The sequence below is a fragment of the Nocardioides psychrotolerans genome (genome assembly GCF_943371775.1).
Lineage (GTDB): Bacteria > Actinomycetota > Actinomycetes > Propionibacteriales > Nocardioidaceae > Nocardioides > Nocardioides psychrotolerans_A.
This window is the reverse complement of record NZ_CALRWD010000078.1, coordinates 1-22045: the sequence shown is the minus strand read 5'-3', so window position 1 is coordinate 22045 and position 22045 is coordinate 1. Positions and strand designations below refer to the sequence as shown.

At 71.7% G+C, this 22045-nt stretch carries 20 protein-coding genes and 1 pseudogene; 8 read left to right on the top strand and 13 right to left on the bottom strand.

The features are described from left to right. Positions 1 to 36: 36 nt before the first annotated feature. From AAG827_RS18315 to deoC, 3 genes are read right to left on the bottom strand one after another with little or no spacing between them, the layout of a single operon-like run. Positions 37 to 906, bottom strand: a complete 870-nt coding sequence (locus tag AAG827_RS18315) for an aldehyde dehydrogenase family protein (RefSeq protein WP_341927657.1) — start codon at positions 904 to 906, stop codon at positions 37 to 39. After that, positions 906 to 2336, bottom strand: coding sequence for an aldehyde dehydrogenase family protein (locus AAG827_RS18310; protein ID WP_341927656.1), 1431 nt, complete (start codon positions 2334 to 2336; stop codon positions 906 to 908). The genes AAG827_RS18315 and AAG827_RS18310 overlap by 1 nt, the downstream gene beginning before the upstream one ends. A 4-nt stretch (positions 2337 to 2340) precedes the next feature. Beyond that, entirely contained in the window at positions 2341 to 3315 is a 975-nt protein-coding gene (gene deoC, locus AAG827_RS18305) for a deoxyribose-phosphate aldolase (RefSeq protein WP_341927655.1), read from the bottom strand. Positions 3316 to 3396: 81 nt separating this feature from the next. On the opposite strand from deoC, the gene AAG827_RS18300 reads away from it, so the two are divergent. Both AAG827_RS18300 and AAG827_RS18295 read left to right on the top strand, forming a co-directional pair. Beyond that, positions 3397 to 4020, top strand: coding sequence for a hypothetical protein (locus tag AAG827_RS18300; protein WP_341927654.1), 624 nt, complete (start codon positions 3397 to 3399; stop codon positions 4018 to 4020). 42 nt (positions 4021 to 4062) lie between these two features. Further along, entirely contained in the window at positions 4063 to 4491 is a 429-nt protein-coding gene (locus tag AAG827_RS18295; RefSeq protein WP_341927653.1) for a hypothetical protein, read from the top strand. A 7-nt stretch (positions 4492 to 4498) separates the two neighbouring features. On the opposite strand, the gene AAG827_RS18290 is transcribed toward AAG827_RS18295, so the two are convergent. Genes AAG827_RS18290 through AAG827_RS18255 form a run of 8 tightly spaced genes read right to left on the bottom strand, consistent with a single transcriptional unit; the run spans position 4499 to position 11112 of the window. Next, positions 4499 to 6145: a phospho-sugar mutase gene (locus AAG827_RS18290; protein ID WP_341927652.1), complete on the bottom strand. Its 1647-nt coding sequence runs from the start codon at positions 6143 to 6145 to the stop codon at positions 4499 to 4501. Between the two features lie 15 nt (positions 6146 to 6160). Further along, a complete protein-coding gene (locus AAG827_RS18285; RefSeq protein WP_341927651.1) occupies positions 6161 to 7156 on the bottom strand; it encodes an aldo/keto reductase in 996 nt (331 codons plus the stop codon). Positions 7157 to 7164: 8 nt separating this feature from the next. Further along, the gene (locus AAG827_RS18280; protein WP_341927650.1) at positions 7165 to 7572 is read right to left on the bottom strand and encodes a MerR family transcriptional regulator; all 408 of its coding nucleotides are present in this window, start codon (positions 7570 to 7572) and stop codon (positions 7165 to 7167) included. Positions 7573 to 7614: 42 nt separating this feature from the next. Further along, entirely contained in the window at positions 7615 to 8424 is an 810-nt protein-coding gene (locus AAG827_RS18275; protein WP_341927649.1) for an NAD(P)-dependent oxidoreductase, read from the bottom strand. 33 nt (positions 8425 to 8457) lie between these two features. Then, positions 8458 to 9117, bottom strand: coding sequence for a biliverdin-producing heme oxygenase (locus AAG827_RS18270; RefSeq protein ID WP_341927648.1), 660 nt, complete (start codon positions 9115 to 9117; stop codon positions 8458 to 8460). 29 nt (positions 9118 to 9146) lie between these two features. After that, a complete protein-coding gene (locus AAG827_RS18265) occupies positions 9147 to 9806 on the bottom strand; it encodes a TetR family transcriptional regulator (RefSeq protein ID WP_341927647.1) in 660 nt (219 codons plus the stop codon). Then, on the bottom strand, positions 9806 to 10627 hold the full coding sequence (locus AAG827_RS18260) for a purine-nucleoside phosphorylase (protein ID WP_341927646.1): 822 nt from the start codon (positions 10625 to 10627) through the stop codon (positions 9806 to 9808). The genes AAG827_RS18265 and AAG827_RS18260 overlap by 1 nt, the downstream gene beginning before the upstream one ends. A 32-nt stretch (positions 10628 to 10659) precedes the next feature. Continuing rightward, positions 10660 to 11112 carry a gamma-glutamylcyclotransferase gene (locus AAG827_RS18255; RefSeq protein ID WP_091110123.1) on the bottom strand — a complete coding sequence of 151 codons (453 nt, stop codon included), beginning with the start codon at positions 11110 to 11112 and terminating at the stop codon, positions 10660 to 10662. 38 nt (positions 11113 to 11150) lie between these two features. Between AAG827_RS18255 and lpdA the strand changes: the two genes are divergently transcribed. Together lpdA and AAG827_RS18245 are read left to right on the top strand one after the other, a co-directional pair. Next, positions 11151 to 12548 carry a dihydrolipoyl dehydrogenase gene (lpdA, locus tag AAG827_RS18250; protein ID WP_341927645.1) on the top strand — a complete coding sequence of 466 codons (1398 nt, stop codon included), beginning with the start codon at positions 11151 to 11153 and terminating at the stop codon, positions 12546 to 12548. Between the two features lie 144 nt (positions 12549 to 12692). Beyond that, on the top strand, positions 12693 to 14087 hold the full coding sequence (locus AAG827_RS18245; RefSeq protein WP_341927644.1) for an NAD(P)H-quinone dehydrogenase: 1395 nt from the start codon (positions 12693 to 12695) through the stop codon (positions 14085 to 14087). An 85-nt stretch (positions 14088 to 14172) separates the two neighbouring features. Here the strand turns inward: AAG827_RS18245 and AAG827_RS18240 are convergent, their stop codons facing one another. Then, positions 14173 to 14838: a hypothetical protein gene (locus AAG827_RS18240; RefSeq protein WP_341927643.1), complete on the bottom strand. Its 666-nt coding sequence runs from the start codon at positions 14836 to 14838 to the stop codon at positions 14173 to 14175. A 52-nt stretch (positions 14839 to 14890) separates the two neighbouring features. On the opposite strand from AAG827_RS18240, the gene AAG827_RS18235 reads away from it, so the two are divergent. The 3 genes from AAG827_RS18235 (at position 14891) to AAG827_RS18225 (ending at position 17936) form a co-directional block, all read left to right on the top strand. Beyond that, positions 14891 to 16102, top strand: coding sequence for a SpoIID/LytB domain-containing protein (locus AAG827_RS18235; protein ID WP_341927642.1), 1212 nt, complete (start codon positions 14891 to 14893; stop codon positions 16100 to 16102). 133 nt (positions 16103 to 16235) lie between these two features. Then, on the top strand, positions 16236 to 17441 hold the full coding sequence (locus AAG827_RS18230) for a SpoIID/LytB domain-containing protein (RefSeq protein WP_341927641.1): 1206 nt from the start codon (positions 16236 to 16238) through the stop codon (positions 17439 to 17441). A 30-nt stretch (positions 17442 to 17471) separates the two neighbouring features. Beyond that, a complete protein-coding gene (locus AAG827_RS18225; protein WP_341927640.1) occupies positions 17472 to 17936 on the top strand; it encodes an acyl-CoA thioesterase in 465 nt (154 codons plus the stop codon). A 4-nt stretch (positions 17937 to 17940) separates the two neighbouring features. On the opposite strand, the gene AAG827_RS18220 is transcribed toward AAG827_RS18225, so the two are convergent. Further along, positions 17941 to 21330, bottom strand: a complete 3390-nt coding sequence (locus AAG827_RS18220; RefSeq protein ID WP_341927639.1) for a pyruvate carboxylase — start codon at positions 21328 to 21330, stop codon at positions 17941 to 17943. 55 nt (positions 21331 to 21385) lie between these two features. Here AAG827_RS18220 and AAG827_RS18215 point away from each other — a divergent pair. Then, positions 21386 to 22045, top strand: a pseudogene (locus tag AAG827_RS18215) (hypothetical protein); the annotation flags it as partial.

Genomic DNA, 22045 nt, shown 5'->3' with positions numbered 1-22045 from the left:
GCGCCATTGCGCCGACTCGGCGTGGGGTGGGCCGGGTCAGACGCCCATCGGGTGCCAGACCGTCTTCGTCTCGACGAAGGCGGTCATGGCGTCCAGGCCGGGGTCGGCCGACCAGTCGGGCTCGGCGGCCGGGGCACGGCGTACGCGCTTGAGGTTGTCGGCCGCGGCCACCTCGAGGGAGGTCGCCAGCTCGGTGTCGCCGGCGATGCCGACGAGCTCGATCGCGTTGACGTCCATGTGCGAGGCCAACCAGGGCGCGATCGTGGCCGCCGATCCGGTGAGGATGTTGACGACCCCGCCGGGCACGTCGGAGGTCGCGAGCACCTCGGCGAACGTCACGGCCGGCAGCGGGCGGTCGTAGGAGGAGACGACGACCACGGTGTTGCCGGTGACGATGACCGGCGCGATCACGCTCACCAGGCCGAGCAGCGACGACTCCTGCGGCGCCAGCACGGCGACGACACCGGTCGGCTCGGGGGTCGACAGGTTGAAGAACGGGCCGGCGACCGGGTTGGCGTTGCCGATGACCTGGGTGAGCTTGTCGGCCCACCCGGCATACCAGACCAGGCGGTCGATGGCGTCGTCGAGCGCCTTCTCCGCGCGGGCGGCGGTCAGGCCCTCGGACTGGCGCACCGCCTGCACGAGCTGGGGACGTCGGTCCTCCATGAGCTCCGCGATCCGGTAGAGGATCTGCGCGCGGTTGTAGGCGGTCTTGCCGGACCAGCCGCCGAACGCCTTGCGGGCGGCGACGACGGCGTCACGGGCGTCCTTGCGCGAGGCGAGGGCGGCGTTGGCCACGAAGGCCCCCTTCGAGTCGTGGACCTTGTAGGAGTAGCCCGACTCGGAGCGCGGGAAGGCGCCGCCGATGAAGAGCTTGTAGGTCTTGCGGACGTCGATGCGCGACATCACTCGCCACCCTTCAGGTAGGCCTCGAGGCCGTGACGGCCACCCTCGCGGCCGTAGCCGGACTCCTTGAACCCGCCGAAGGGGCTCGTGGGGTCGAACTTGTTGAACGTGTTGGCCCACACGACGCCGGCGCGCAGCGCGCCCGCCATGTGCAGGATCCGGGAGCCCTTGTCGGTCCAGACCCCCGCCGAGAGGCCGTACGGCGTGTTGTTGGCCTTGTCGACCGCCTCGCTGGGCGTGCGGAACGTGAGGACCGAGAGGACGGGACCGAAGACCTCGTCGCGGGCGATGCGGTGGGCCTGCGTGACCCCGGTGAACAGCGTCGGGGGGAACCAGAAGCCGGTGGTGGGCAGCTCGCACTCGGGGGACCAGCGACCGGCGCCCTCGGCCTCGCCGATGTCGGACAGCTCGCGGATGCGGGCCAGCTGCTCGGCGGAGTTGATGGCGCCGATGTCGGTGTTCTTGTCGAGCGGGTCGCCCACGCGCAGCGTCGACATGCGGCGCTTGAGCTTGGTGAGCAGCTCGTCGGCGATCGACTCCTGCACCAGCAGGCGCGAGCCGGCGCAGCAGACGTGGCCCTGGTTGAAGAAGATGCCATCGACGATGCCCTCGACGGCCTGGTCGAGCGGCGCGTCGTCGAAGACGATGTTGGCGGCCTTGCCGCCGAGCTCGAGGGTCACCTTCTTGTCCGTGCCGGCGACCGCGCGGGCGATGGCCTTGCCGACCTCGGTGGAGCCGGTGAAGGCGACCTTGTCGACGTCGGCGTGGCCCACGAGGGCCTGACCCGTCGCGCCGGCGCCGGTGACGATGTTGACGACGCCCGGCGGCAGGTCGGCCTGCTGGCAGATCTCGGCGAAGAGCAGCGCCGTCAACGGCGTGGTCTCGGCCGGCTTGAGGACGACGGTGTTGCCGCAGGCCAGGGCGGGCGCGATCTTCCAGGCCAGCATCAGCAGCGGGAAGTTCCACGGGATGACCTGGGCGGCGACGCCGAGCGAGCGCGTGCCGTAGCCGGAGTGCTCGAGCTTGTCGGCCCAGCCCGCGTAGTAGAAGAAGTGGGCCGCGACGACTGGGATGTCGACGTCGCGCGACTCCTTGATCGGCTTGCCGTTGTCGATCGTCTCGAGCACGGCGAGCTCGCGGCCGCGCTCCTGGATGATCCGCGCAATGCGGTAGAGGTACTTGGCGCGCTCCTTGCCGGGCATCCGCGACCAGACCCGGGTGTGGGCGCGACGAGCGGCCTTGACCGCCGCGTCGACGTCGGCGTCGGAGGCCTCGGCGACCTCCGCGAGGACCTCCTCGGTGGCCGGGTTGATCGTCTTGAAGGACGTGCCGGAGCCGTCGACGAACTCACCGTTGACGAACAGGCCGTAGGAGGCCTTGATGTCGACGATGCTGCGCGACTCGAGGGCGGGGGCGTAGTCGAAGGTCATCTGATCAGTCCACCGTGAAGTAGTCGGGACCGGAGTAGCGCCCGGTCGTCATCTTGGTGCGCTGCATCAACAGCTCGTTGAGCAGCGTCGAGGCGCCGAAGCGGAACCAGTCGGGGTCGAGCCAGTCGGGACCGGCGACCTCGTTGACCATCACGAGGTACTTGATGGCGTCCTTGCCGGTGCGGATGCCTCCGGCCGGCTTGACGCCGACCATCTGGCCGGTGGCCTCGCGGAAGTCGCGCACGGCCTCGAGCATGATCATCGTCACCGGCAGGGTCGCTGCCGGCTGGACCTTGCCCGTGGAGGTCTTGATGAAGTGGCCGCCGGCCATCATCGCCAGCCACGAGGCGCGTCGTACGTTGTCGTAGGTCTGGAGCTCGCCGGTCTCGAAGATCACCTTCAGGTGCGCAGGGCCGCACGCCTCCTTGACCGCGACGATCTCGTCGAAGACCTGGAGGTAGTGGCCCGAGAGGAAGGCGCCACGGTCGATGACCATGTCGATCTCGTCGGCGCCCGCCTCGACCGCGTCGCGGGTGTCGGCCAGCTTGATGTCGAGGGCGGCGCGACCGCTGGGGAAGGCCGTGGCGACCGCGGCGACGTTGACGCCGCTGTCACCGAGGACCTCCTTGGCCACGCCCACCATGTCGGGGTAGACGCAGACCGCGGCGGTGGCCGGGCAGGTCGGGTCGGCGGGATCGGGTCGCATCGCCTTGGCGGCCAGAGCGCGGACCTTGCCGTGGGTGTCCTGGCCCTCGAGGGTCGTCAGGTCGACCATCCGGATCGCGAGGTCCAGGGCATAGGCCTTGGCGGTGGTCTTGATGGAGCGCGTGCCCAGCGAGGCGGCGCGGGACTCGGCTCCGACCTGGTCGACTCCGGGGAGTCCGTGCAGGAAGCGACGCAGCGAGTCGTTCGAGCGGGTGACGTCCGAGAAGTCCCACGCCTGGCCCTGAGCGGGCGCAGCAGAAGGGGATGAAGGCATCCCCCCAGCATAGGGTTGACCGGCAGACTGGCGACAAACGACGGAAGGCGCCCCGGAGGTGCCGGCGAGGCAGGAGCGACGGTGACCGAGGAACAGCCCGAGCGGTTCACGCCCACGAGCGGACGCGTCATGGGGGTCATCGGGCTCGCGCTGGCCGCGCTCGTGGTCGGCGTCGGCCTGGTGGACCGTGACGCGGGGGTCGCCGACTGGGTGATCGCCGCCGCGGCCGCCGGCGGAGTGCTGGTCTGGGCGGCGCTGCTGAGGCCCCGCATCTCGCTGGTCGGCCAGGAGCTCGAGCTGCGCAACATGACCGAGACGGTCACCATCCCGCTGGCGGCGATCGAGGAGCTGGCGGTGCGCCAGCTGCTCGTCGTCCGCGCCGGGGACAAGCGCTTCCTCTCCCCGGCCCTGGGCAAGTCCCGGCGTCAGCTCGTCCGCGCCGGCACCGTCGGCGGGGGGATCGGCGGGGCGATCGGCAAGCTGCGCAGCACGCCGTCCGACGCCCGCACGAACGTCAACTACCCCGACTTCGTGGAGGAGCGCATCCGCCAGCGGATGGACGACGCGCGCTCCCTGCGCGGGGTCCGGCCGGGCTCCGCCGAGCAGCTCGCCCTCGCCTCCGACGTACGACGGCAGCCGGCGTGGGCGGAGATCGTCGCCCTGGGTGCGTCGTCCCTCGCCCTCGTCGTCACCGCCGTCTTCTGAGGAACTCGTCCTTCATGGCTGGTGCCGTGGTCTCATGCCTGCATGAAGCGTCTTCTCGGACTCGTGCTCCTGCTCGTCCTGCTCATGCCCGGCGCCGGACCCGTCGCGGCGGCCGCGCCCGCGATGCGGGGGGCGTGCGGAGCCGCTGACCCGCTCCCGTGCGAGCCGGCCGAGATGCACCTCGACGGCGTCCGGCGGCTGACTGCCCCGACGCGTCCGCTCGTCACCGTCGTGGTCAGGACGTTCACGGGCGACCCCGACATCACGGGCAGGATCACGCTGTCGTTCAAGCGCAAGGGTGGCGGCTTCAGCTGGACCCGCACCTTCGGCTACCCGGGCGGCGAGAAGCGCTACCGAGGACCGCGTCTGACGAAGACGGGCACCTACGTCGTGCGGGCGCGCTACCTCCCGCCACCCGACTCTCCGCACGGCGGAGCCACCAGGGGCTACGTCACCGAGGTCAGGCGCTAACCCGCGCTCAGATCCCCGCAGCAGCCTTGATGCCGGCCCCGATCGCGTCGAGACGACCAGCGGCCGCGATCCGCGCCGCCTCGACCCCGTCGGCGGGGTCGACGGGCACGACGACCTCGAGGTAGCACTTGATCTTGGGCTCAGTGCCGCTCGGGCGCACGATCACCCGCCCGCCGTCGGCGAGGTGGAAGCGCAGACCCTCGGTCGGCGGCAGGTCGGGGGATCCCAGCGCCAGGTCGTCGACGCGCTCGACGGCCAGGCCACCGATCTCCGTCGGGGGCGTGCTGCGCAGGCGCGCCATCGCGTCCGTGATCCGGCTCAGGTCCTCGACGCGCGCGGAGACCTGGTCGGTGGCGTGCAGGCCGAACTCGAGGGCGATGTCGTCGAGCAGGTCCGGCAGCGTCCGCCCGGCGGCCTTGGCATGGGCCGCGATCTCGCACAGGAGGAGCAGGGCGGAGACCCCGTCCTTGTCGGCGACGTGCTCGGGGTCGACGCAGTAGCCCAGCGCCTCCTCGTAGCCGAACGCCAGGCCCGGCACCCGGCCGATCCACTTGAAGCCGGTCAGCGTCTCGGCGTAGGGCTGGCCGTGGGCCGCCGCCATCTTGCCGAGCAGCGAGGAGGAGACGATCGAGGTGGCGTAGGTGCCCTGCTTGCCGGTGCGGAGCAGGTGGTGGGCCAGCAGCGCGCCGACCTCGTCGCCCCGCAGCATCCGCCAGCCGTGCAGCCCCTTGACCGCCGCCGCGCACCGGTCGGCGTCGGGGTCGTTGGCCACCACGAGGTCGACGTCGTGGCGCGCCGCGAGCTCGAGCGCGAGGTCCATCGCGCCCGGCTCCTCGGGGTTGGGGAACGCGACGGTCGGGAAGTCGGCGTCCGGCTGCTCCTGCTGCTCGACCACGCGGGGCGCGTCGAAGCCAGCGGCCTCGAGGACCTGCACGACCGAGGTGCCGCCGACGCCGTGCAGCGGCGTGTAGACGAGCTCGAGGTCGCGCGGTCCGTCGACCGCGAGGTCGGCGACGGTGTCGAGGTAGCGGTCGATGATCTCCTCGGTGAGCACGGTCCCGGGCTTGCCGCGCTTGATGTCGGCCACGGCGCCGACGGCCGCGATCTGGTCGGCGATGCCCGTGTCGGCCGGCGGCACGATCTGGCTGCCGTCGCCGAGGTAGACCTTGTAGCCGTTGTCCTCCGGCGGGTTGTGGCTGGCCGTCACCATGACACCGGCGACGCAGCCGAGCTCGCGGATCGCAAAGGCGAGCAGGGGCGTGGGCAGCGGCCGCGGCATCAGCCACGCCGTCATGCCGGCGCCGGTCATGACCTCGGCGGTGTCGCGGGCGAAGACGTCGGAGTTGTGTCGGGCGTCGTAGCCGATGACCACGGGCCCGACGGTCCCCTCCGCGCGGAGGTACGCCGCCAGCCCGGCCGCCGCGCGCAGCACGACGACCCGGTTCATCCGGTTGGGGCCGGCGCCGAGCGCGCCACGCAGCCCGGCCGTGCCGAACTCCAGGGTGCCGTCGAAGCGGTCGGCCAGGTCGCCGGGATCACCTCCGGCCTCCACGTCGGCGACGACCCGCTCGAGCTCGGCACGGGTCACGTCGTCGGGGTCCTCGGCCGCCCAGGCACGGGCGCGGTCGAGGAGCATGGAGAGGTCGGAGGTCATCCCCGCACCGTAGCGTCAGGAGTCGATCGAGCTCATGTCGCCGTAGCGCGCGCCGGCGACCGCGTCGCGCGGCACCGCGGACTCGAGCGCGGCGAGGTCCTCGGAGCTGAGCATCACGGCGGCGGCGCCGACGTTCTCCTCGAGGTAGGCCACGCGCTTGGTGCCGGGGATCGGCGCCACGTCGTCACCCTGGGCGAGGACCCAGGCCAGGGCGAGCTGGCCGGGCGTGCAGCCCTTGGCCTCTGCGAGCTCGCGGATGCGGGCCACCAGGACCAGGTTGGCGTCGAGGGCCTCGCCCTGGAAGCGCGGGAAGTAGGCCGTGCGACGCGCGTCGCCGTCCTCGAGCGCGTCCTCGGAGGTGATCGCACCGGTCAGCAGGCCTCGGCCCAACGGGGAGTAGGGCACCAGGCCGATGCCGAGCTCGCGGGCGGTGGGGAGGATCTGGTCCTCCAGGTCGCGGCTGAAGAGCGACCACTCGGTCTGCAGGGCGGTGATCGGGTGGGTCGCGTGGGCGCGACGGATGGTGTCGGCGGAGGCCTCGGACAGCCCGAGGTGGCTGACCTTGCCGGCCTCGACGAGCTCCTTCATCGCCCCGACCGTCTCCTCGATCGGGACGGACTGGTCGACGCGGTGCTGGTAGTAGAGGTCGATGTGGTCGACGCCGAGCCGCTGGAGCGAGGCGTCGCACGCGGAGCGGACGTAGTCGGGTCGGCCGTTGATGCCGAGCCGGGCGCCGTCCTCGGCCCGCTCGTTGCCGAACTTGGTGGCCAGCTGGACCTCGTCGCGACGGTCGGCGATCGCCTTGCCGACCAGGCGCTCGTTGGTGAAGGGGCCATACATGTCGGCGGTGTCGAGGAAGGTCACGCCGAGGTCGAGGGCGTGGTGGATGGTCGCGATGCCGGTGGCCTCGTCGCCGGTGCCGTAGAACTCCGACATCCCCATGCAGCCGAGGCCGAGGGCGGAGACGTCGAGAGGAGAGGCGGTGCCGAGGGTGCGTCGTTGGATGCTCATAGCACCACTCAACGCCCTGGAGTGCGCTCCAGGTCAAGTCGCTGCTCGACCGCGTCGGAGTAGACGCCGATCTTGTAGTCGATCGCGCCCAGGTGCTCCTGCACCTCGGCGAGCTGGGCGAGCACCGTGCGGCGGTGGTCGCGCAGCAGCTCGAGACGCTCGGCCTCGTTGCCGTCGCCGGAGCGCACGAGGTCGGCATAGCGACGCACGTCGCGGATCGGCATGCCGGTGGAGCGCAGGCGCGTCACCATCTCGATCCAGCGCAGGTCTGACTCCACGTAGCGGCGGTGCCCGGTGGCGGATCGCCCCACGGGCCGCAGCAGGAGCTGGTCGCGCTCGTAGTAGCGCAACGTGTCGGCGGTGAGCCCGGTGTGGCGGGCCGCTTCGGCGATGGTGAGGCCGGGCACGGGAGGCATGGACCCAGTGTCAGTCCTGGAGTGCGCTCCAGGTCAAGGGCGTCAGGTGGTGGACCGGTCCAGGGCGGGACGGTAGAACGCCTCACCGGCGAAGGGACCGCCCACGGCGGCGCCCTCGGCCTCGTCCTCGGCACGCGCCTCGACGGACCCGGCGAACTCCTCGGCGTCGTCCAGCGGCTCGTAGCCCAGGGCCCGGCCGGGCTCGAGGTCCCACCAGGCGCGGGTGTTGGCGGAGATGCCGTAGAGCACCGCGTAGCCGGGAGCGGGGGTGGTCAGGCAGGCCTCGACCATCCGGACACAGTCGTCGTGGGACAACCACGTGGCGAGGTTGCGCACGGTCTCGGGGCGCGGCAGGAAGGAGCCGATCCGGCACGACAGCACGTCGAGGCCGTAGCGGTCGGCGTAGAGCGACATCACCGCCTCGGCGGCCACCTTGCCGACGCCGTAGAACGTGTCGGGACGAGGGCGTACGTCGATCCCGACGGTGGGTGCCTCGGCCCGCGGTGTGCGCCCCACGGCGTGGTTGGAGCCGGCGTAGACGAAGCGGGTGACGCCGTGGGCGACGCAGGCGTCGAGCAGCGCGGCCGTGGTGACGACGTGGGAGGTCAGCGAGTCGGGCAGCGACGCCTCACCCGGGTGTCCGGCGAGGTGGACGACCGCGTCGACGGCCTCCTCCTCGAAGACCGCGAGCACGGCGTCGGGATCGGCGCAGTCGGCGACGTGCCACGCGAGGACACCGCCCTCGGGCTGCGGGACCCGGTCGAGCCCGACCACGTCGTGGCCGCGGTCGACGAGACCCACGGCGAGGACCTGACCGATCGAGCCGGCAGCGCCGGTGACCAGGACCCTCACGACAGCGTCCCGGAGGGCGCGGAGGGCGGAGTGTCAGCGGCGGTAGGCATCGATGTCGTGTCCTAGCTCGGTGAAGAGGTCCTGGTTGAGCCGGAACGCTACCTTCACCTCGCCCACGACCCGCTCCACGTCGCCGGGGGAGAGGTCGAGGGCGTCGAGCCGCTCGCGGTAGGCGTCCTTGTAGGGCTTGGGCTTCGGGATCTCCGGGAAGGCGTAGAACGAGGTGCCGGCGCCGTCGAGGTCGAAGGTGCGGTCGAGGATCCGACCGATCGCCTGGCCGCCGGACAGGTCGCCGAGGTAGCGGGTGTAGTGGTGGGCGACCAGCAGCCCGCCCCACTCCCCGGCGGCGTCCAGCCGGGCCCGGTAGGCCTCCGCGGCGGGGGAGTCCACGTGCTGCGAGCCGACGGGGCGCCAGTGGGCCAGGTCCCGGTCGATCGCGGCGAGGCGCTCGAGCGCCGGGTCGTGCACGGCCGCGACGGCCGGGTCGTCGAGCCGCTCGCGCACGGCGGTCTCCAGGGCGGCGTAGACGACGCGCAGGCGCAGCAGGTAGGCGGCATAGCCCTCGCGGTTGAGCCGACCGTCGAGCAGCTCGGTCATGAAGAGCGAGCCCTCCGCCTCGCGGTGCTCGGCCATGGAGCCCTCACGCATCGCGGCGGAGAGGGAGAGCGTCGTCGGTTGGCCGAGAGTCGTCACGCCGGAAGGGTAGCTGCGGCGGATGTCGCTCAGGTGACGGGCGCGGCCAGCATCGCGGTCGCCATCGAGACCAGGTTGGCGATGAACGCCTCCGTGGCCAGGGGCGAGCGCGTCGCCGCCGTGCGCTCCGCTGCGCGAGCCCGGTCGGCGCTCGCTCGCAGGATGAAGGAGGTGGTCAGCGACATCCGCTCGGCGCGGACCTGGTCGGGCATGGGCGGCATCCGCTGCTCCAGGAGCTGGTAGGCCTCGTAGCCCCCGGCCCGCTCGAGCGCCTCGACGACGTCGGGGTGGGCCGAGAGCGGCCGGTCCTCGACGAGCTGGCAGAGGATCACCAGGTAGCAGCTGCCCCGCCAGCCCTGGTCGGCCAGCTCCACCGCCGGCCGCACGAAGGCCTCGACGACCGAGGGAAGGTCGTCGTCCGCGCGGGTGCGGGCCGCGGCGAGCAGCTCGCGCTCCCGGTCGGCGATCAGCGCCACCTGCTCCTCGATGATCGCCACGAGCAGGCCCTCGCGCGAGCCGAAGTGGTAGTGCACGGCGCCACGGTTGCGCTGCCCCGCGCGACGACCGATGTCGAGCAGCGACGCCGCGTGGACGCCCCGCTCGGCGAACTCGCGCAACCCCGAGTCGACGAGGCGCCGGCGGGTCTCCTCGCCGGGCGTCGGTGTGGTCTGGTCGGTCGGTGCCGCCATCAGATCGTGGGGACGATCCTGCCCAGGAGCTCGCCCATCCGCGAGGCGGCTGCCTTGCCGGCCGCGAGGACCTCCTCGTGGTTGAGGGGCTCGCCGGTGATGCCGGCCGCCAGGTTGGTCACCAGGCTGATGCCGAGCACCTCCATCCCGGCCTCGCGGGCGGCGATCGCCTCGAGGGTGGTGCTCATGCCGACCAGGTCGCCACCGATCGCGCGGACCATGGCGATCTCGGCGGGGGTCTCGTAGTGCGGGCCGGGGAACTGGACGTAGACGCCCTCGTCGAGCGTCGGGTCGACCTCCCGGCACAGCGCGCGCAGCCGCGAGGAGTAGAGGTCGGTCAGGTCCACGAAGGTCGCGCCGACGATGGGGGAGCGTCCCGTGAGGTTGACGTGGTCGCTGATCAGCACCGGGGTGCCGGGGGTCCAGGTCTCCTTGAGACCGCCGCAGCCGTTGGTGAGCACGATGGTCGAGCAGCCGGCCGCGGCCGCCGTACGCACACCGTGCACCACCGCGGCGACGCCCTTGCCCTCGTAGTAGTGGGTGCGGCTGAGGAAGACCAGCAGGTTGCGCTCGCCGGCGCGGATCGAGCGGATCTTGCCCGAGTGGCCCGCGACGGCGGCGGCGGAGAAGCCCGGCAGGTCGGTGGTGTCGATCTCGGCCGTGGCCTCGCCGAGCGCGTCGACGGCGGGCAGCCAGCCCGAGCCGAGCACGAGCGCGACGTCGTGGCGCTCGACGCCGGTGAGCTCGGCGAGCCGGGCTGCGGCCTCGCCCGCCAGGTCGTACGGCGAGTGGTCGGGGCTGTCAGGCGTCGTGGGGATCACGGGCAGCACTCTAGGTGCTCGGAGCGGGTGGCTCAGAGTCCCGTCGACCGGCAGTCGCGGCGTCGGAGCGCCATCACGTAGTCGTGCGGGGCGCCGGCCGCCTCCGCGGCGTCGGAGAGGACCCCGAGGTAGGACGCCGAGGGCAGGCCGCCCTCGTAGGCGTCGAGGACGTAGGTCCACACCACGACCTCGCCGTTCATCGTCGAGACCCGCACCTTGGTCTTGCGGTAGAGCCCCGAGTCGGCGGCCTCCCAGCCGTCGAGCTGCGACTCGTCGGTCTCGGTGATGTCGTAGACCGCGACGAAGACCTGCTCGAAGGGGTCCTGGACGATCGTGGACAGCGACCCGTCCCAGCCGTGCTCCTCACCGCCGAAGGTGAGTCGCCAGCCCTCGAGCCAGCCGGTGGTCTGCAGGGGGGAGTGCGGGCAGCGCTCTCCCATGCGAGCAGGGTCGAGGTTCGTCCCGTAGGCGGCGTACAGGGTCACGGCTGAAGGTTAACGTCACAGGGCCTAGGGTTGGTTTCGTGACCCACTTCGATGTCCTCGTCCTCGGTGCTGGCCCTGGTGGCTACGTCGCCGCCATCCGTGCAGCCCAGCTCGGCAAGTCCGTCGCCGTGGTCGAGGAGAAGTACTGGGGCGGGGTGTGCCTCAACGTCGGCTGCATCCCCTCCAAGGCGCTGCTCAAGAACGCCGAGCTGTCGCACCTCCTGACCCACGAGAAGGCCAAGTTCGGCATCGAGGGCGACGCCACGATGTCCTACGGCCCGACGCACAAGCGCTCGCGCCAGGTCAGCGCCGGCATCGTCAAGGGCGTCCACTTCCTGATGAAGAAGAACAAGATCACCGAGATCGACGGGTGGGGCACCCTCACCGGTCCGAAGGCGATCGACGTCAAGGGCAAGGACGGTGACGTCACGTCCTACACCTGCGACGACCTGATCATCGCCACCGGCGCGACCGTGCGGATGCTCCCCGGGATGAAGGTCTCCGACAACGTCGTGACCTACGAGGAGCAGATCCTCGACGAGCAGCTCCCCGGCTCGATCATCATCGGTGGCTCCGGCGCGATCGGCGTCGAGTTCGCCTACGTGATGAAGAACTTCGGCGTCGACGTGACGATCGTGGAGTTCCTCGACCGGATGGTCCCGACCGAGGACGCCGACGTCTCCAAGGAGCTCGCCAAGCAGTACAAGAAGCTCGGGGTGAAGGTCCTGCTCTCGACCAAGGTCGACCAGGTCGAGGACACCGGCAGCGGCGTCAAGGTCACGGTCAGCCCCGCCGACGGCGGCGACCAGCAGGTCCTCGAGGCCGACAAGATGCTCGCGGCCTTCGGCTTCGCCCCGCGCGTCGAGGGCTACGGCCTCGAGGCGACCGGCGTCGAGATGACCGAGCGCGGCGCGATCGCCATCGACGCCCGCGGCCGCACCAACGTCGACGGCGTCTGGGCCATCGGTGACGTCACCGGCAAGATGATGCTGGCCCACGTGGCCGAGGCCATGGGCATCGTCGCCGCGGAGACCATCGCGGACGCCGAGACGCAGGAGATCAACTTCGACATGATCCCGCGCGCGACCTACTGCCAGCCGCAGATCGCCTCCTTCGGCTACTCCGAGGCGCAGGCCAAGGACAAGGGCTACGACGTCAAGACCTCGACGTTCCCCTTCTCGGCCAACGGCAAGGCCCAGGGCCTCGGCGACACCGTCGGCTTCGTCAAGATCGTGGCCGACGCCGAGCACAACGAGATCATCGGCGGCCACCTCATCGGCCCCGACGTGACCGAGCTGCTGCCGGTGCTGACCCTGGCCCAGACCTGGGACCTCACGGCCGACGAGGTCGCCCGCAACGTCTTCGCCCACCCGACGCTCGGTGAGTCCGTCAAGGAAGCCATCCACGGCATCGCCGGCCACATGATCAACTTTTAGCGGCCAGGCAGGTCGTGAGGCACGAACGAGCTGCCGTTCGGCCGCAAGGTTGAGCAAGCCCCGCGACCGAGGCACGAGGTCGCGACGGGCGGGTCGAAACCCACCGACCTCCGAGAACACAGTCTGACGAGAGGCAAGCACCAGATGAGCGGCGGACCGGAGTCCAACAAGGTAGTCATCATCGGCGGCGGCCCCGGTGGCTACGAGTCGGCCCTCGTCGCGGCCCAGCTGGGCGCCGAGGTGACGGTCGTCGACACCGACGGCCTGGGTGGCTCGGCGGTCCTCACCGACTGCGTGCCCAGCAAGACCCTCATCGCCACGGCCGAGCTCATGACGGACGTGTCGGGAGCGGCCGAGCTGGGGGTCAACTTCCACGACCACCAGGGCGACGCGGCCACGACCATCTCGGTCGACCTCGCCCGGGTCAACACCCGCGTCAAGCAGCTGGCCGCCGACCAGTCGGCCGACATCGCTCGCCGTCTCGCCAAGGAGAACGTCGAGGTCGTCCAGGGCTACGGCCGCCTCGACGGCCCCGGGCGGGTCGTCGTCGGCGACCAGTCCATCGACGCCGACGCGATCCTGATCGCGACCGGTGCCGCGCCCCGCACGCTCCCGACGGCCCAGCCCGACGGCGAGCGGATCCTCACGTGGGAGCAGGTCTACGACCTCACCGAGGTGCCCTCCGAGCTGATCGTCGTCGGCTCGGGCGTCACCGGCGCTGAGTTCGCCAGCGCCTACCTCGCCCTCGGCATCCCGGTCACCCTCGTCTCCTCGCGCGACCGGGTCCTGCCCGGCGAGGACGCCGACGCCTCGCACGTGCTCGAGGAGGTCTCGAAGCGGCGCGGGATGAAGCTGCTCTCCGAGTCGCGCATGGAGTCGGTGACGCGCTCCGGCGATGTCGTCACCGTCACCCTCACCGACGGCCGCAGCATCCAGGGCTCCCACTGCATCCTCGCGCTCGGCTCGATCCCCAACACCGCCGACATGGGCCTCGAGGAGGCCGGCGTCATCCTCAAGGACGGCGGCTTCGTCAACGTCGACCGCGTGTCCCGCACGTCGGCGCGCGGGGTCTACGCCGCCGGGGACTGCACCGGCGTGCTGATGCTCGCCTCGGTCGCGGCCATGCAGGGCCGCATCGCGATGTGGCACTTCCTCGGCGACACGGTGCACCCGCTGGACCTCAAGAAGGTCTCCTCCAACGTCTTCACCGCCCCCGAGATCGCCACCGTCGGCTGGACCCAGCAGGCCGTCGACTCCGGCGAGATGAACGCCGAGGTCGTCATGCTGCCCCTCTCGGGCAACCCGCGCGCCAAGATGCAGGGCGTCCGCGACGGCTTCGTGAAGCTGCTGTGCCGTCCCGGCACCGGCATCGTCGTGGGCGGGGTCGTCGTCGGCCCCCGCGCCTCCGAGCTGATCCACCCGGTGTCGATCGCGGTCGCCGAGTCCCTCACCGCCGACCAGCTGGCCCAGGCGTTCACCGTCTATCCGTCGATGTCGGGCTCGATCGCCGAGGCCGCGCGGAGGCTGCACCGGGTCTGATCGCCGACTCGACGACCCGGGCGGGGTCGATCGCCAGGAAGAGCAGGGTCGCGGAGGGAGCGAGCACGCGCGATGGCGGTGGTGCTCATCCGAAGATGCCGAAACCACCGCCGGCGGCCGGGCCGTTGTGGTCGGGACCCACGTAGAGCGCGTAGGACGCCTGCGCCGAGCGCTTGCCCTCCTTGACGGCGGCCGAGTCGACGCTGCCCTCGAGTGCCGCGTAGGCGCTGCCGGCGGCGTACCACGGGACGTAGTGGTTGCCGATCCGCACGACCCGCAGCTCGGGCATCAGGTTGTCGCGCATCCGGTTGAGGTCGCGGCGACACACCGGCACGGCGCGCTCGACGCCGCCCGGGGGAGCCCAGGCCAGCTCCGACACGGACGGGCCGTGCTGGGGGTTGAAGAAGCACGGCGGCAGTCGCACGGGCAGCTCGGCGCCGTCGCGACGCGCCAGCACGCAGGCCCGGCGGTAACGCCCCTCCTCGAGCAGGCTGCCGACCGCCACCAGCTCGGCGTCGGTCGCATCGCGGCTGAAGCGACCCTTGGCGTCCTCGTAGAGGTCCAACGCCTTCTGGTAGTCGGCGCGCATGTCCTCGTCGAGCTCGGTGGTCATCGTCTCGACGTGCAGGTCGCTGAGCTGCTCGCCGAAGAGCGTGACGTCCTCGTCGACCAGGCGGCGCTGCACCCGCGCCAGCTCCAGGTCGAACAGCCTGTCCTGCTTGCGTTCCTTGAACCAGCCGAGAAGCCCCATGCCCGGATGCTGCCACACGCGCCGTCCGACACCGGTTTTGTAGGGTGCGGCGATGACGTCCTCTCGGGTCCGCCTGTCCCTGCCCGCCGCTGTGCTCGCCACAGCACTCGCCGCCGCGAGCCTCGTCGCGCCGTCCGCACCGGCCTCCGCGACGACCTGGCAGGTGCCGGGCACCGCGCGGATCACGGTCGTGGGGCACGGCAACGGGCACGGCCACGGACTGAGCCAGTACGGCGCGCAGCGTGCGGCGACCCAGGGGCTGGGCTACCGCCAGATCCTGCGCTACTACTACCCGGGCACGTCCTCGGGGAAGGCCGGTGGGCCGATCCGCGTGCTCCTGACGGCCGACACCTCGCGTGACGTCGTGGTCGCGGCCCGGTCCGGCCTGACGGCTCGCTCCGTCGGCGGCGGGCGATCGGTCAACCTGGCGAAGGCGCGGCCGAAGGCCAAGGCATGGCGCATCACGCCGCTGTCGGGCAAGCGCAGCGCGATCGACTTCAAGGCCGGCTCGTGGAAGCGTCTGACGGTGCTCAAGGGCGACGCCGAGGTCTCCGCGGGCGGCCAGCCGGTGCGGCTGCTCGTCCCCGGTGGCAGCCGGACCTACCGCGGTGCCCTGCGCTCGGCCACGCCCCGCGGCGCCACCGGGCTCGACCGCGACACCGTCAACGTGCTCGGCCTCGACGCCTACCTCAAGGGGGTCGTGGCGCGCGAGGTGCCGTCGTACTGGCACCCCCAGGCGCTGCGCGCGCAGGCCGTCGCGGCGCGCACCTACGCCGCCTTCGACCGGGCGACGACCAACCGCGGGCACTACGACCTCTGCGACACCGACGCCTGCCAGGTCTACGGGGGCTTCACCGACGAGGTCCGCTCGACCAACGCCGCGGTCGACGCGACCCGCGGGCAGGTGCAGACCAAGGCGGGCAAGCCGATCTTCGCCCAGTTCAACGCCAGCAGCGGTGGCTGGACGTCGGCCGGCGCGTTCTCCTACCTGCCCGCCAAGCCCGACAAGTACGACGCGTTCGCCGGCAACGACTTCCACGACTGGACCGTGCCGACGACCGACGCACGCCTCGAGGCGCAGTGGCCGCAGGTCGGCGACCTCACCTCGATCGAGACCAGCGACCGCGACGGCAACGGCGAGTGGGGCGGGCGGGTCGGCACGGTCACGCTCACCGGGACCGACGGCAGCGTCGACGTCTCGGGCGACGACTTCAGGTTCCTGCTGGGGCTCTACTCCACGTGGTTCACGATCCGGGTCTCCTGAGGCGTGCGATAACTACAGATCTGTAGTTATCCCGGACCGATTGCGGCGCCGTGGGACGCATGGTGCGATGGGTGGTCACACGGGTTCACACGTGTGTCCTCCCGCCCCACCCGTCCCTCATCGGAGCCCGTCCGTGCGCCTGTCCCGCCGCGCTGCCCTGACGCTGACCGGTGCCCTGGGCCTGGTCGCGACCTCGCTCGCGACCTCGCCGAGCCAGGCCCGCCCGGCGGACACCTGGACGGTGCCGACCGCGGCCTGGGTGACCATCACCGGGCACGGCTACGGCCACGGTCACGGGATGAGCCAGTACGGCGCCGAGGGCGCGGCCCGGCAGGGGCTCAAGCACGGACGCATCCTCGACTTCTACTACCCCGGCACGTCCCGCGGCACGTCGAAGGGTCGCGTCACGGTGCTCGTCAGCGCCGACACCACCGACGACCTCGAGGTGCTCGCCCGACCGCGGCTCAGCGTCCGCGACACCGCCGGGGGAGCGCCAGTGGTGCTGCCCGACAAGGGAGCCAGCCGCTGGCGGATCGCGGTCGCTCCCAACGGGCTCGACCGGGTCTCCTTCAAGACCGACCACTGGCGGCGCTGGCGCGACCTGCGCGGCCAGGGGGAGTTCTACGCCGGCGGCGACCCGATCACGCTGGTGACACCGAGCGGCGACCGGCCCTATCGCGGTCGGCTGCGCCTGGCGGCCCCGAGCGCCGGCTCGACCGCCCGCGACACCGTCAACGACCTGCTGATGGACTCCTACATCCAGGGTGTCGTGCCCCTGGAGATCCCGGCCTCGTGGAGCCCCGAGGCCGTGCGTGCCCAGGCCGTCGCGGCGCGCACCTACGCGTCGTACGAACGGCTGCACCCGAAGGCCGCTCACTACGAGCTCTGCGACACCACGTCGTGCCAGGTCTACGGCGGCGTCGCGGCCGAGCACCCGGCATCCAACGCGGCCGTGCGCGCCACGGCCGGCGTGATCCTGACCTACGACGGGGCGCCGGCCTTCACGCAGTTCGCCTCCAGCAGCGGCGGCTTCACCTCCGCGGGCTCGGTGCCCTACCTCGCCGCCGTCGAGGACCCCTACGACGGGTGGGCCGGCAACCCGGTCCACACCTGGTCGACGCGCATCGCCGACACGGCGTTCGAGCGCGCGTGGCCGGGGATCGGCGACCTCACGGCGTTGAAGGTCACCCGGCGCGACGGCAACGGGGAGTGGGGCGGCCGGATCGCCGCGATCACCATCACCGGCTCGAAGGGCTCGGTCGTGGTCTCGGGCGACACGCTCCGCTCGGTGCTCGGACTTCGTTCGACCTGGATGACCTTCCGCGTCACCCGCCGCTGACGGTGCGACCGGGCCTGCCACGATGGGCGTATGGGTGAGGTGTTCGACTGCGAGATCCAGGCGCGCTACCGCGACGTCAACCTCGGCGGTCACGTGGACAACGTCGAGGCGATCCGGCTGATCGACGAGGCGCGGATCCAGTTCCTGAGGTTCGCGCCGCTGTCCGCGGACCCGGCCGTCGCGCCGGGGCTGCTCGCCGACCTGCCGAGCGGCGTTGTCGAGCTGGTCGGCTCGCAGCGCGTCGACTACCACCGCGAGATGCGGTTCCAGCCGTTCCAGCCCTTCCTGGTGCGGATCTGGGTGAGCCGGGTCGGTGGCTCGTCCTTCACCGTCGCCACCGAGGTGCGCGTCGAGGCCGGGCACGAGCCCGCCCTCGTCGCCCAGACCGCCCTCGTCCTGTGGGACCACACCGCCCAGGCGTCCTGGCCCCACTCCAAGGCCGTACGCCGCAGCCTCGAGCGCTTCCGCGGGGAGCCCGTCGCGCTCCGGGCCTGAGTCCCTAGCCGAGCACGAGCACCAGGTCGCCGCCTTCGACCGACTGGGTGCCGTTGAGCATGACGCGCTCCACGGTCCCGTCGACGGGGGCGGTGATCGAGGCCTCCATCTTCATCGCCTCGATCGTCGCCACGGTGTCGCCGGCCTTCACCGTGTCACCCTCGGCGACCGCGATCGTGACGGCTCCCTGGAAGGGTGCGGCGACGTGGCCGGGCTTGGACGTGTCGGCCTTCTCGGCGACGGCGACCTCGGAGGCGACGGAGGTGTCGCGGATGCTGATGGGGCGCATCTGGCCGTTGATGGTGGCCATGACGTTGCGGTAGCCGCGCTCGTCGGGCTCGCCGATGGCCTGCAGGCCGAGCAGCAGCGTGACGCCCTCCTCGAGCTCCACCTCGTGCTCCTCGCCGCGGCGCAGGCCGTAGAGGTAGTCGAGCGTCGGCAGCACCGAGATGTCGCCGTAGGTCTGACGCGACTCGGCGAACGCCTTGGTGGGACCGGGGAACAGCAGCTCGTTGAGCGTGCGACGACGGGTCGCCGAGGACGCGTCGGTCAGGGCGGCCGACTGCTCGGCGGTCAGCTCGGAGGCCGGCGCCGTCCAGGTGCGGCCCTCGAGGGCCTTGGTGCGGAACGGCTCGGGCCAGCCGCCCGGGGGGTCGCCGAGCCCGCCGTTGAGGAAGCCGATCACCGAGTCCGGGATGTCGAACTTGGCGGGGTCCGCGGCGAACTCGGCCGGGTCGGCGCCGATGCCGACCAGCGAGAGCGCCAGGTCGCCGACGACCTTGGACGACGGGGTGACCTTGGGGATCCGGCCGAGGATGTCGTTGGCCGCGGCATACATGTCCTCGACCTGCTCGAACTTCTCGCCCAGGCCGAGCGCGATCGCCTGCTGGCGCAGGTTGGAGAGCTGGCCGCCGGGGATCTCGTGGCGGTAGACGCGGCCGGTCGGGCCGGGCAGGCCCGACTCGAACGGCGCATAGACGCGGCGGGTCGCCTCCCAGTAGGGCTCGAGCGCGTTGATCGCAGCCAGCGAGAGCCCGGTCTCGCGCTCGGAGTGGTCGGTGGCGGACACCAAGGCGGACAGCGGCGGCTGCGACGTCGTGCCGGCCATGGAGGCGGTGGCCGCGTCCACGGCGTCGACACCGGCGTCGATGGCGGCCAGCAGCGTGCCGAGCTGGCCGCCGGCGGTGTCGTGGGTGTGCAGGTGGACCGGCAGGTCGAACTCGCTGCGCAGGGCGGTCACGAGCGTGTGCGCGGCGGGCGCACGGAGCAGACCGGCCATGTCCTTGATGCACAGGACGTGCGCGCCGGCCTCGACGATGCGCTCGGCGAGCTGGAGGTAGTAGTCGAGCGTGTAGAGCTTCTCGCCCGGGCTCGACAGGTCGCCGGTGTAGCAGAGCGCGACCTCGGCGATGGTCGTGCCGGTCTCGCGCACGGCCTCGATCGCGGGGCGCATCTGCTCGACGTCGTTGAGGGCGTCGAAGATCCGGAAGACGTCGATGCCGGTCGCGGCCGCCTCGGCGACGAACGCGTTGGTGACGTCGGTGGGGTAGGGCGTGTAACCGACGGTGTTGCGTCCGCGCAGCAGCATCTGCAGCTGGATGTTGGGCACCGCCTGGCGAATCGCCGCGAGGCGCTCCCACGGGTCCTCGGCGAGGAAGCGCAGGGCCACGTCGTACGTCGCCCCGCCCCAGGCCTCCAGCGACCACAGCTCCGGCGTCGTGCGGGCGACGTGCCCGGCGACCGCGAGGAGGTCCTTGGTGCGCACGCGGGTCGCGAGCAGCGACTGGTGGGCGTCACGGAAGGTCGTGTCGGTGACGGCGACGTTCTTCTGCTCGCGCAGCTGGCGGGCGAACGCCTCGGGCCCGAGCGCGAGCAGCTGCTGACGGGTGCCGTCGGGGGCCGGCACGTCGAGCGACACCTCGGGCAGCTTGGTCGCCGGGTCGAGGCTCGACGGTGCGGGACCGTGGGGCTGGTTGACGGTGACGTCGGCGAGGTAGGTCAGCAGCTTGGTGCCGCGGTCACCGGACGCGCGGGCCTGCAGCAGCTGCGGGTGCGTCTCGATGAAGGACGTGGTGATGTGGCCCGAGGTGAAGTCGGGGTCGGCCAGCACCGCCTGGAGGAAGGCGATGTTGGTGGAGACACCCCGGATGCGGAACTCCGCGACGGCCCGCTGCGCCTTCTGCACGGCCATCTCGAAGGTGCGGCCGCGACAGGTGAGCTTGGCGAGCATCGAGTCGAAGTGTGCGGAGACCTCGGCGCCGGTGTACGTCGTGCCGCCGTCGAGGCGGACGCCGCCACCGCCGGGGGAGCGGTAGGTGGTGATGACGCCGGTGTCGGGGCGGAAGTTGTTGGCAGGATCCTCGGTCGTGATGCGGCACTGGAGGGCGGCGCCGCGCAGCACGATGGAGTCCTGGCTCAGGCCGAGGTCGGCGAGGGTCTCGCCGGAGGCGATCCGCAGCTGCGACTGCACGAGGTCGACGTCGGTGACCTCCTCGGTCACGGTGTGCTCGACCTGGATGCGCGGGTTCATCTCGATGAAGACGTAGTTGCCCTCGGGGTCGAGGAGGAACTCCACGGTCCCGGCGTTGCGGTAGCCGATCTCCTTCGCGAAGCGCACCGCGTCGCCACACATGCGCTCGCGCAGCTCGGGGTCGAGGTTGGGCGCGGGGGCGATCTCGACGACCTTCTGGTGGCGACGCTGCACCGAGCAGTCGCGCTCGAAGAGGTGGATCACGTTGCCCTCCCCGTCGGCGAGGATCTGGACCTCGATGTGACGCGGCTCGACCACGGCCTGCTCGATGAAGACCGTAGGGTCGCCGAAGGCGCCCTCGCCCTCGCGCATGCAGGTCTCGACGGCCTCGCGCAGGTCCTTCGGGTCGTCGACCCGTCGCATGCCACGACCGCCGCCGCCCGCGACCGCCTTCACGAAGAGGGGGAACGGCATGTCCTTGGCGCTCTCGACCAGCGCGTCGACGTCGGTCGACGGCTCGACGCTGGCCAGCGTCGGCACGCCCGCAGCCTTGGCCGCTGCGATCGCGCGGGCCTTGTTGCCCGTCAGGGTCAGCACCTCCGCGGTCGGACCCACAAAGGTGATGCCGGCGTTGGCGCAGGCCTCGGCCAGCGCGGGGTTCTCCGAGAGGAAGCCGTAGCCGGGGTAGATCGCGTCCACGCCCGCCTTCACCGCGACCGCGACGATGCCGTCGGGGTCGAGGTAGGCCCGCACCGGGTGTCCGCGCTCGCCGATCTCGTAGGACTCGTCGGCCTTGAGCCGGTGCTCGGACCAGCGGTCCTCGTGGGGGAACACCGCGACCGTCCGCGCGCCGACCTCGTAGGCCGCGCGGAAGGCTCGGATCGCGATCTCACCGCGGTTGGCCACCAACACCTTGGAGAACATGGCCCAACCCTAGAAGTTCTCGAACCGATCCGTCGTGGGCAGCGTCTCAATGGACATGACCACCTCCCGACTCCGTCGTACGACGGCCCTCATCGCGCCCCTCCTCCTCGTGGTCCTCGTGCCGGTCGGCCCTGCTTCTGCTGCTGCGCCCCCGACCTGCCACGGCAAGCGCGCCACGATCGTCGGGACCGACGGGCCGGACCGGTTGGTCGGCACGCCGCGGCGCGACGTGATCGTGGCTCTGCGTGGGGACGACCTGATCCGGGCGGGGCGGGGCGACGACCTGGTCTGCGCGGGACGCGGCGCCGACGTGGTGTGGGGAGGCCCCGGCGACGACCGGCTGCACGGCGAGGGCGACCGCCTCTTCCAGGACCAGGGTGGTCCCGGGATCGCCGGAGACACCCTGCGCGGCGGGCCCGGCGACGACCTGCTCGACGTCGGCTTCTACGTCGCCGCCGACACGGGCAACTTCCCCAACACGGTGGCCTGGGACGAGTCGGCCGGGCGGATCCGCCTGCGGCTGGGAGCACCCGGGGACGCCGTCGGCGTGGTGATCGGCGAGGGCCGCGACCGCGTCGTCGGCGCCCGCCGCCTGACCGTCGTGGGGTCGAGGTTCGGCGACGTGCTGGACGCCCGGGTGCCGGGTGACGTGAAGGTCGTCGCCGGGAACGGGTCCGACCGCGTGCGCACCGGTGACGGCGACGACGAGGTGCTC

Excerpts from the sequence above, each read along its gene's own strand:
- AAG827_RS18315 (WP_341927657.1), bottom strand. The coding sequence starts at position 906 with ATGTCGCGCATCGACGTCCGCAAGACCTACAAGCTCTTCATCGGCGGC.
- AAG827_RS18310 (WP_341927656.1), bottom strand. The coding sequence starts at position 2,336 with ATGACCTTCGACTACGCCCCCGCCCTCGAGTCGCGCAGCATCGTCGAC.
- deoC (WP_341927655.1), bottom strand. The coding sequence starts at position 3,315 with ATGCCTTCATCCCCTTCTGCTGCGCCCGCTCAGGGCCAGGCGTGGGAC.
- AAG827_RS18295 (WP_341927653.1), top strand. The coding sequence starts at position 4,063 with ATGAAGCGTCTTCTCGGACTCGTGCTCCTGCTCGTCCTGCTCATGCCC.
- AAG827_RS18290 (WP_341927652.1), bottom strand. The coding sequence starts at position 6,145 with ATGACCTCCGACCTCTCCATGCTCCTCGACCGCGCCCGTGCCTGGGCG.
- AAG827_RS18285 (WP_341927651.1), bottom strand. The coding sequence starts at position 7,156 with ATGAGCATCCAACGACGCACCCTCGGCACCGCCTCTCCTCTCGACGTC.
- AAG827_RS18280 (WP_341927650.1), bottom strand. The coding sequence starts at position 7,572 with ATGCCTCCCGTGCCCGGCCTCACCATCGCCGAAGCGGCCCGCCACACC.
- AAG827_RS18265 (WP_341927647.1), bottom strand. The coding sequence starts at position 9,806 with ATGGCGGCACCGACCGACCAGACCACACCGACGCCCGGCGAGGAGACC.
- AAG827_RS18245 (WP_341927644.1), top strand. The coding sequence starts at position 12,693 with ATGAGCGGCGGACCGGAGTCCAACAAGGTAGTCATCATCGGCGGCGGC.
- AAG827_RS18240 (WP_341927643.1), bottom strand. The coding sequence starts at position 14,838 with ATGGGGCTTCTCGGCTGGTTCAAGGAACGCAAGCAGGACAGGCTGTTC.
- AAG827_RS18235 (WP_341927642.1), top strand. The coding sequence starts at position 14,891 with ATGACGTCCTCTCGGGTCCGCCTGTCCCTGCCCGCCGCTGTGCTCGCC.
- AAG827_RS18225 (WP_341927640.1), top strand. The coding sequence starts at position 17,472 with ATGGGTGAGGTGTTCGACTGCGAGATCCAGGCGCGCTACCGCGACGTC.
- AAG827_RS18220 (WP_341927639.1), bottom strand. The coding sequence starts at position 21,330 with ATGTTCTCCAAGGTGTTGGTGGCCAACCGCGGTGAGATCGCGATCCGA.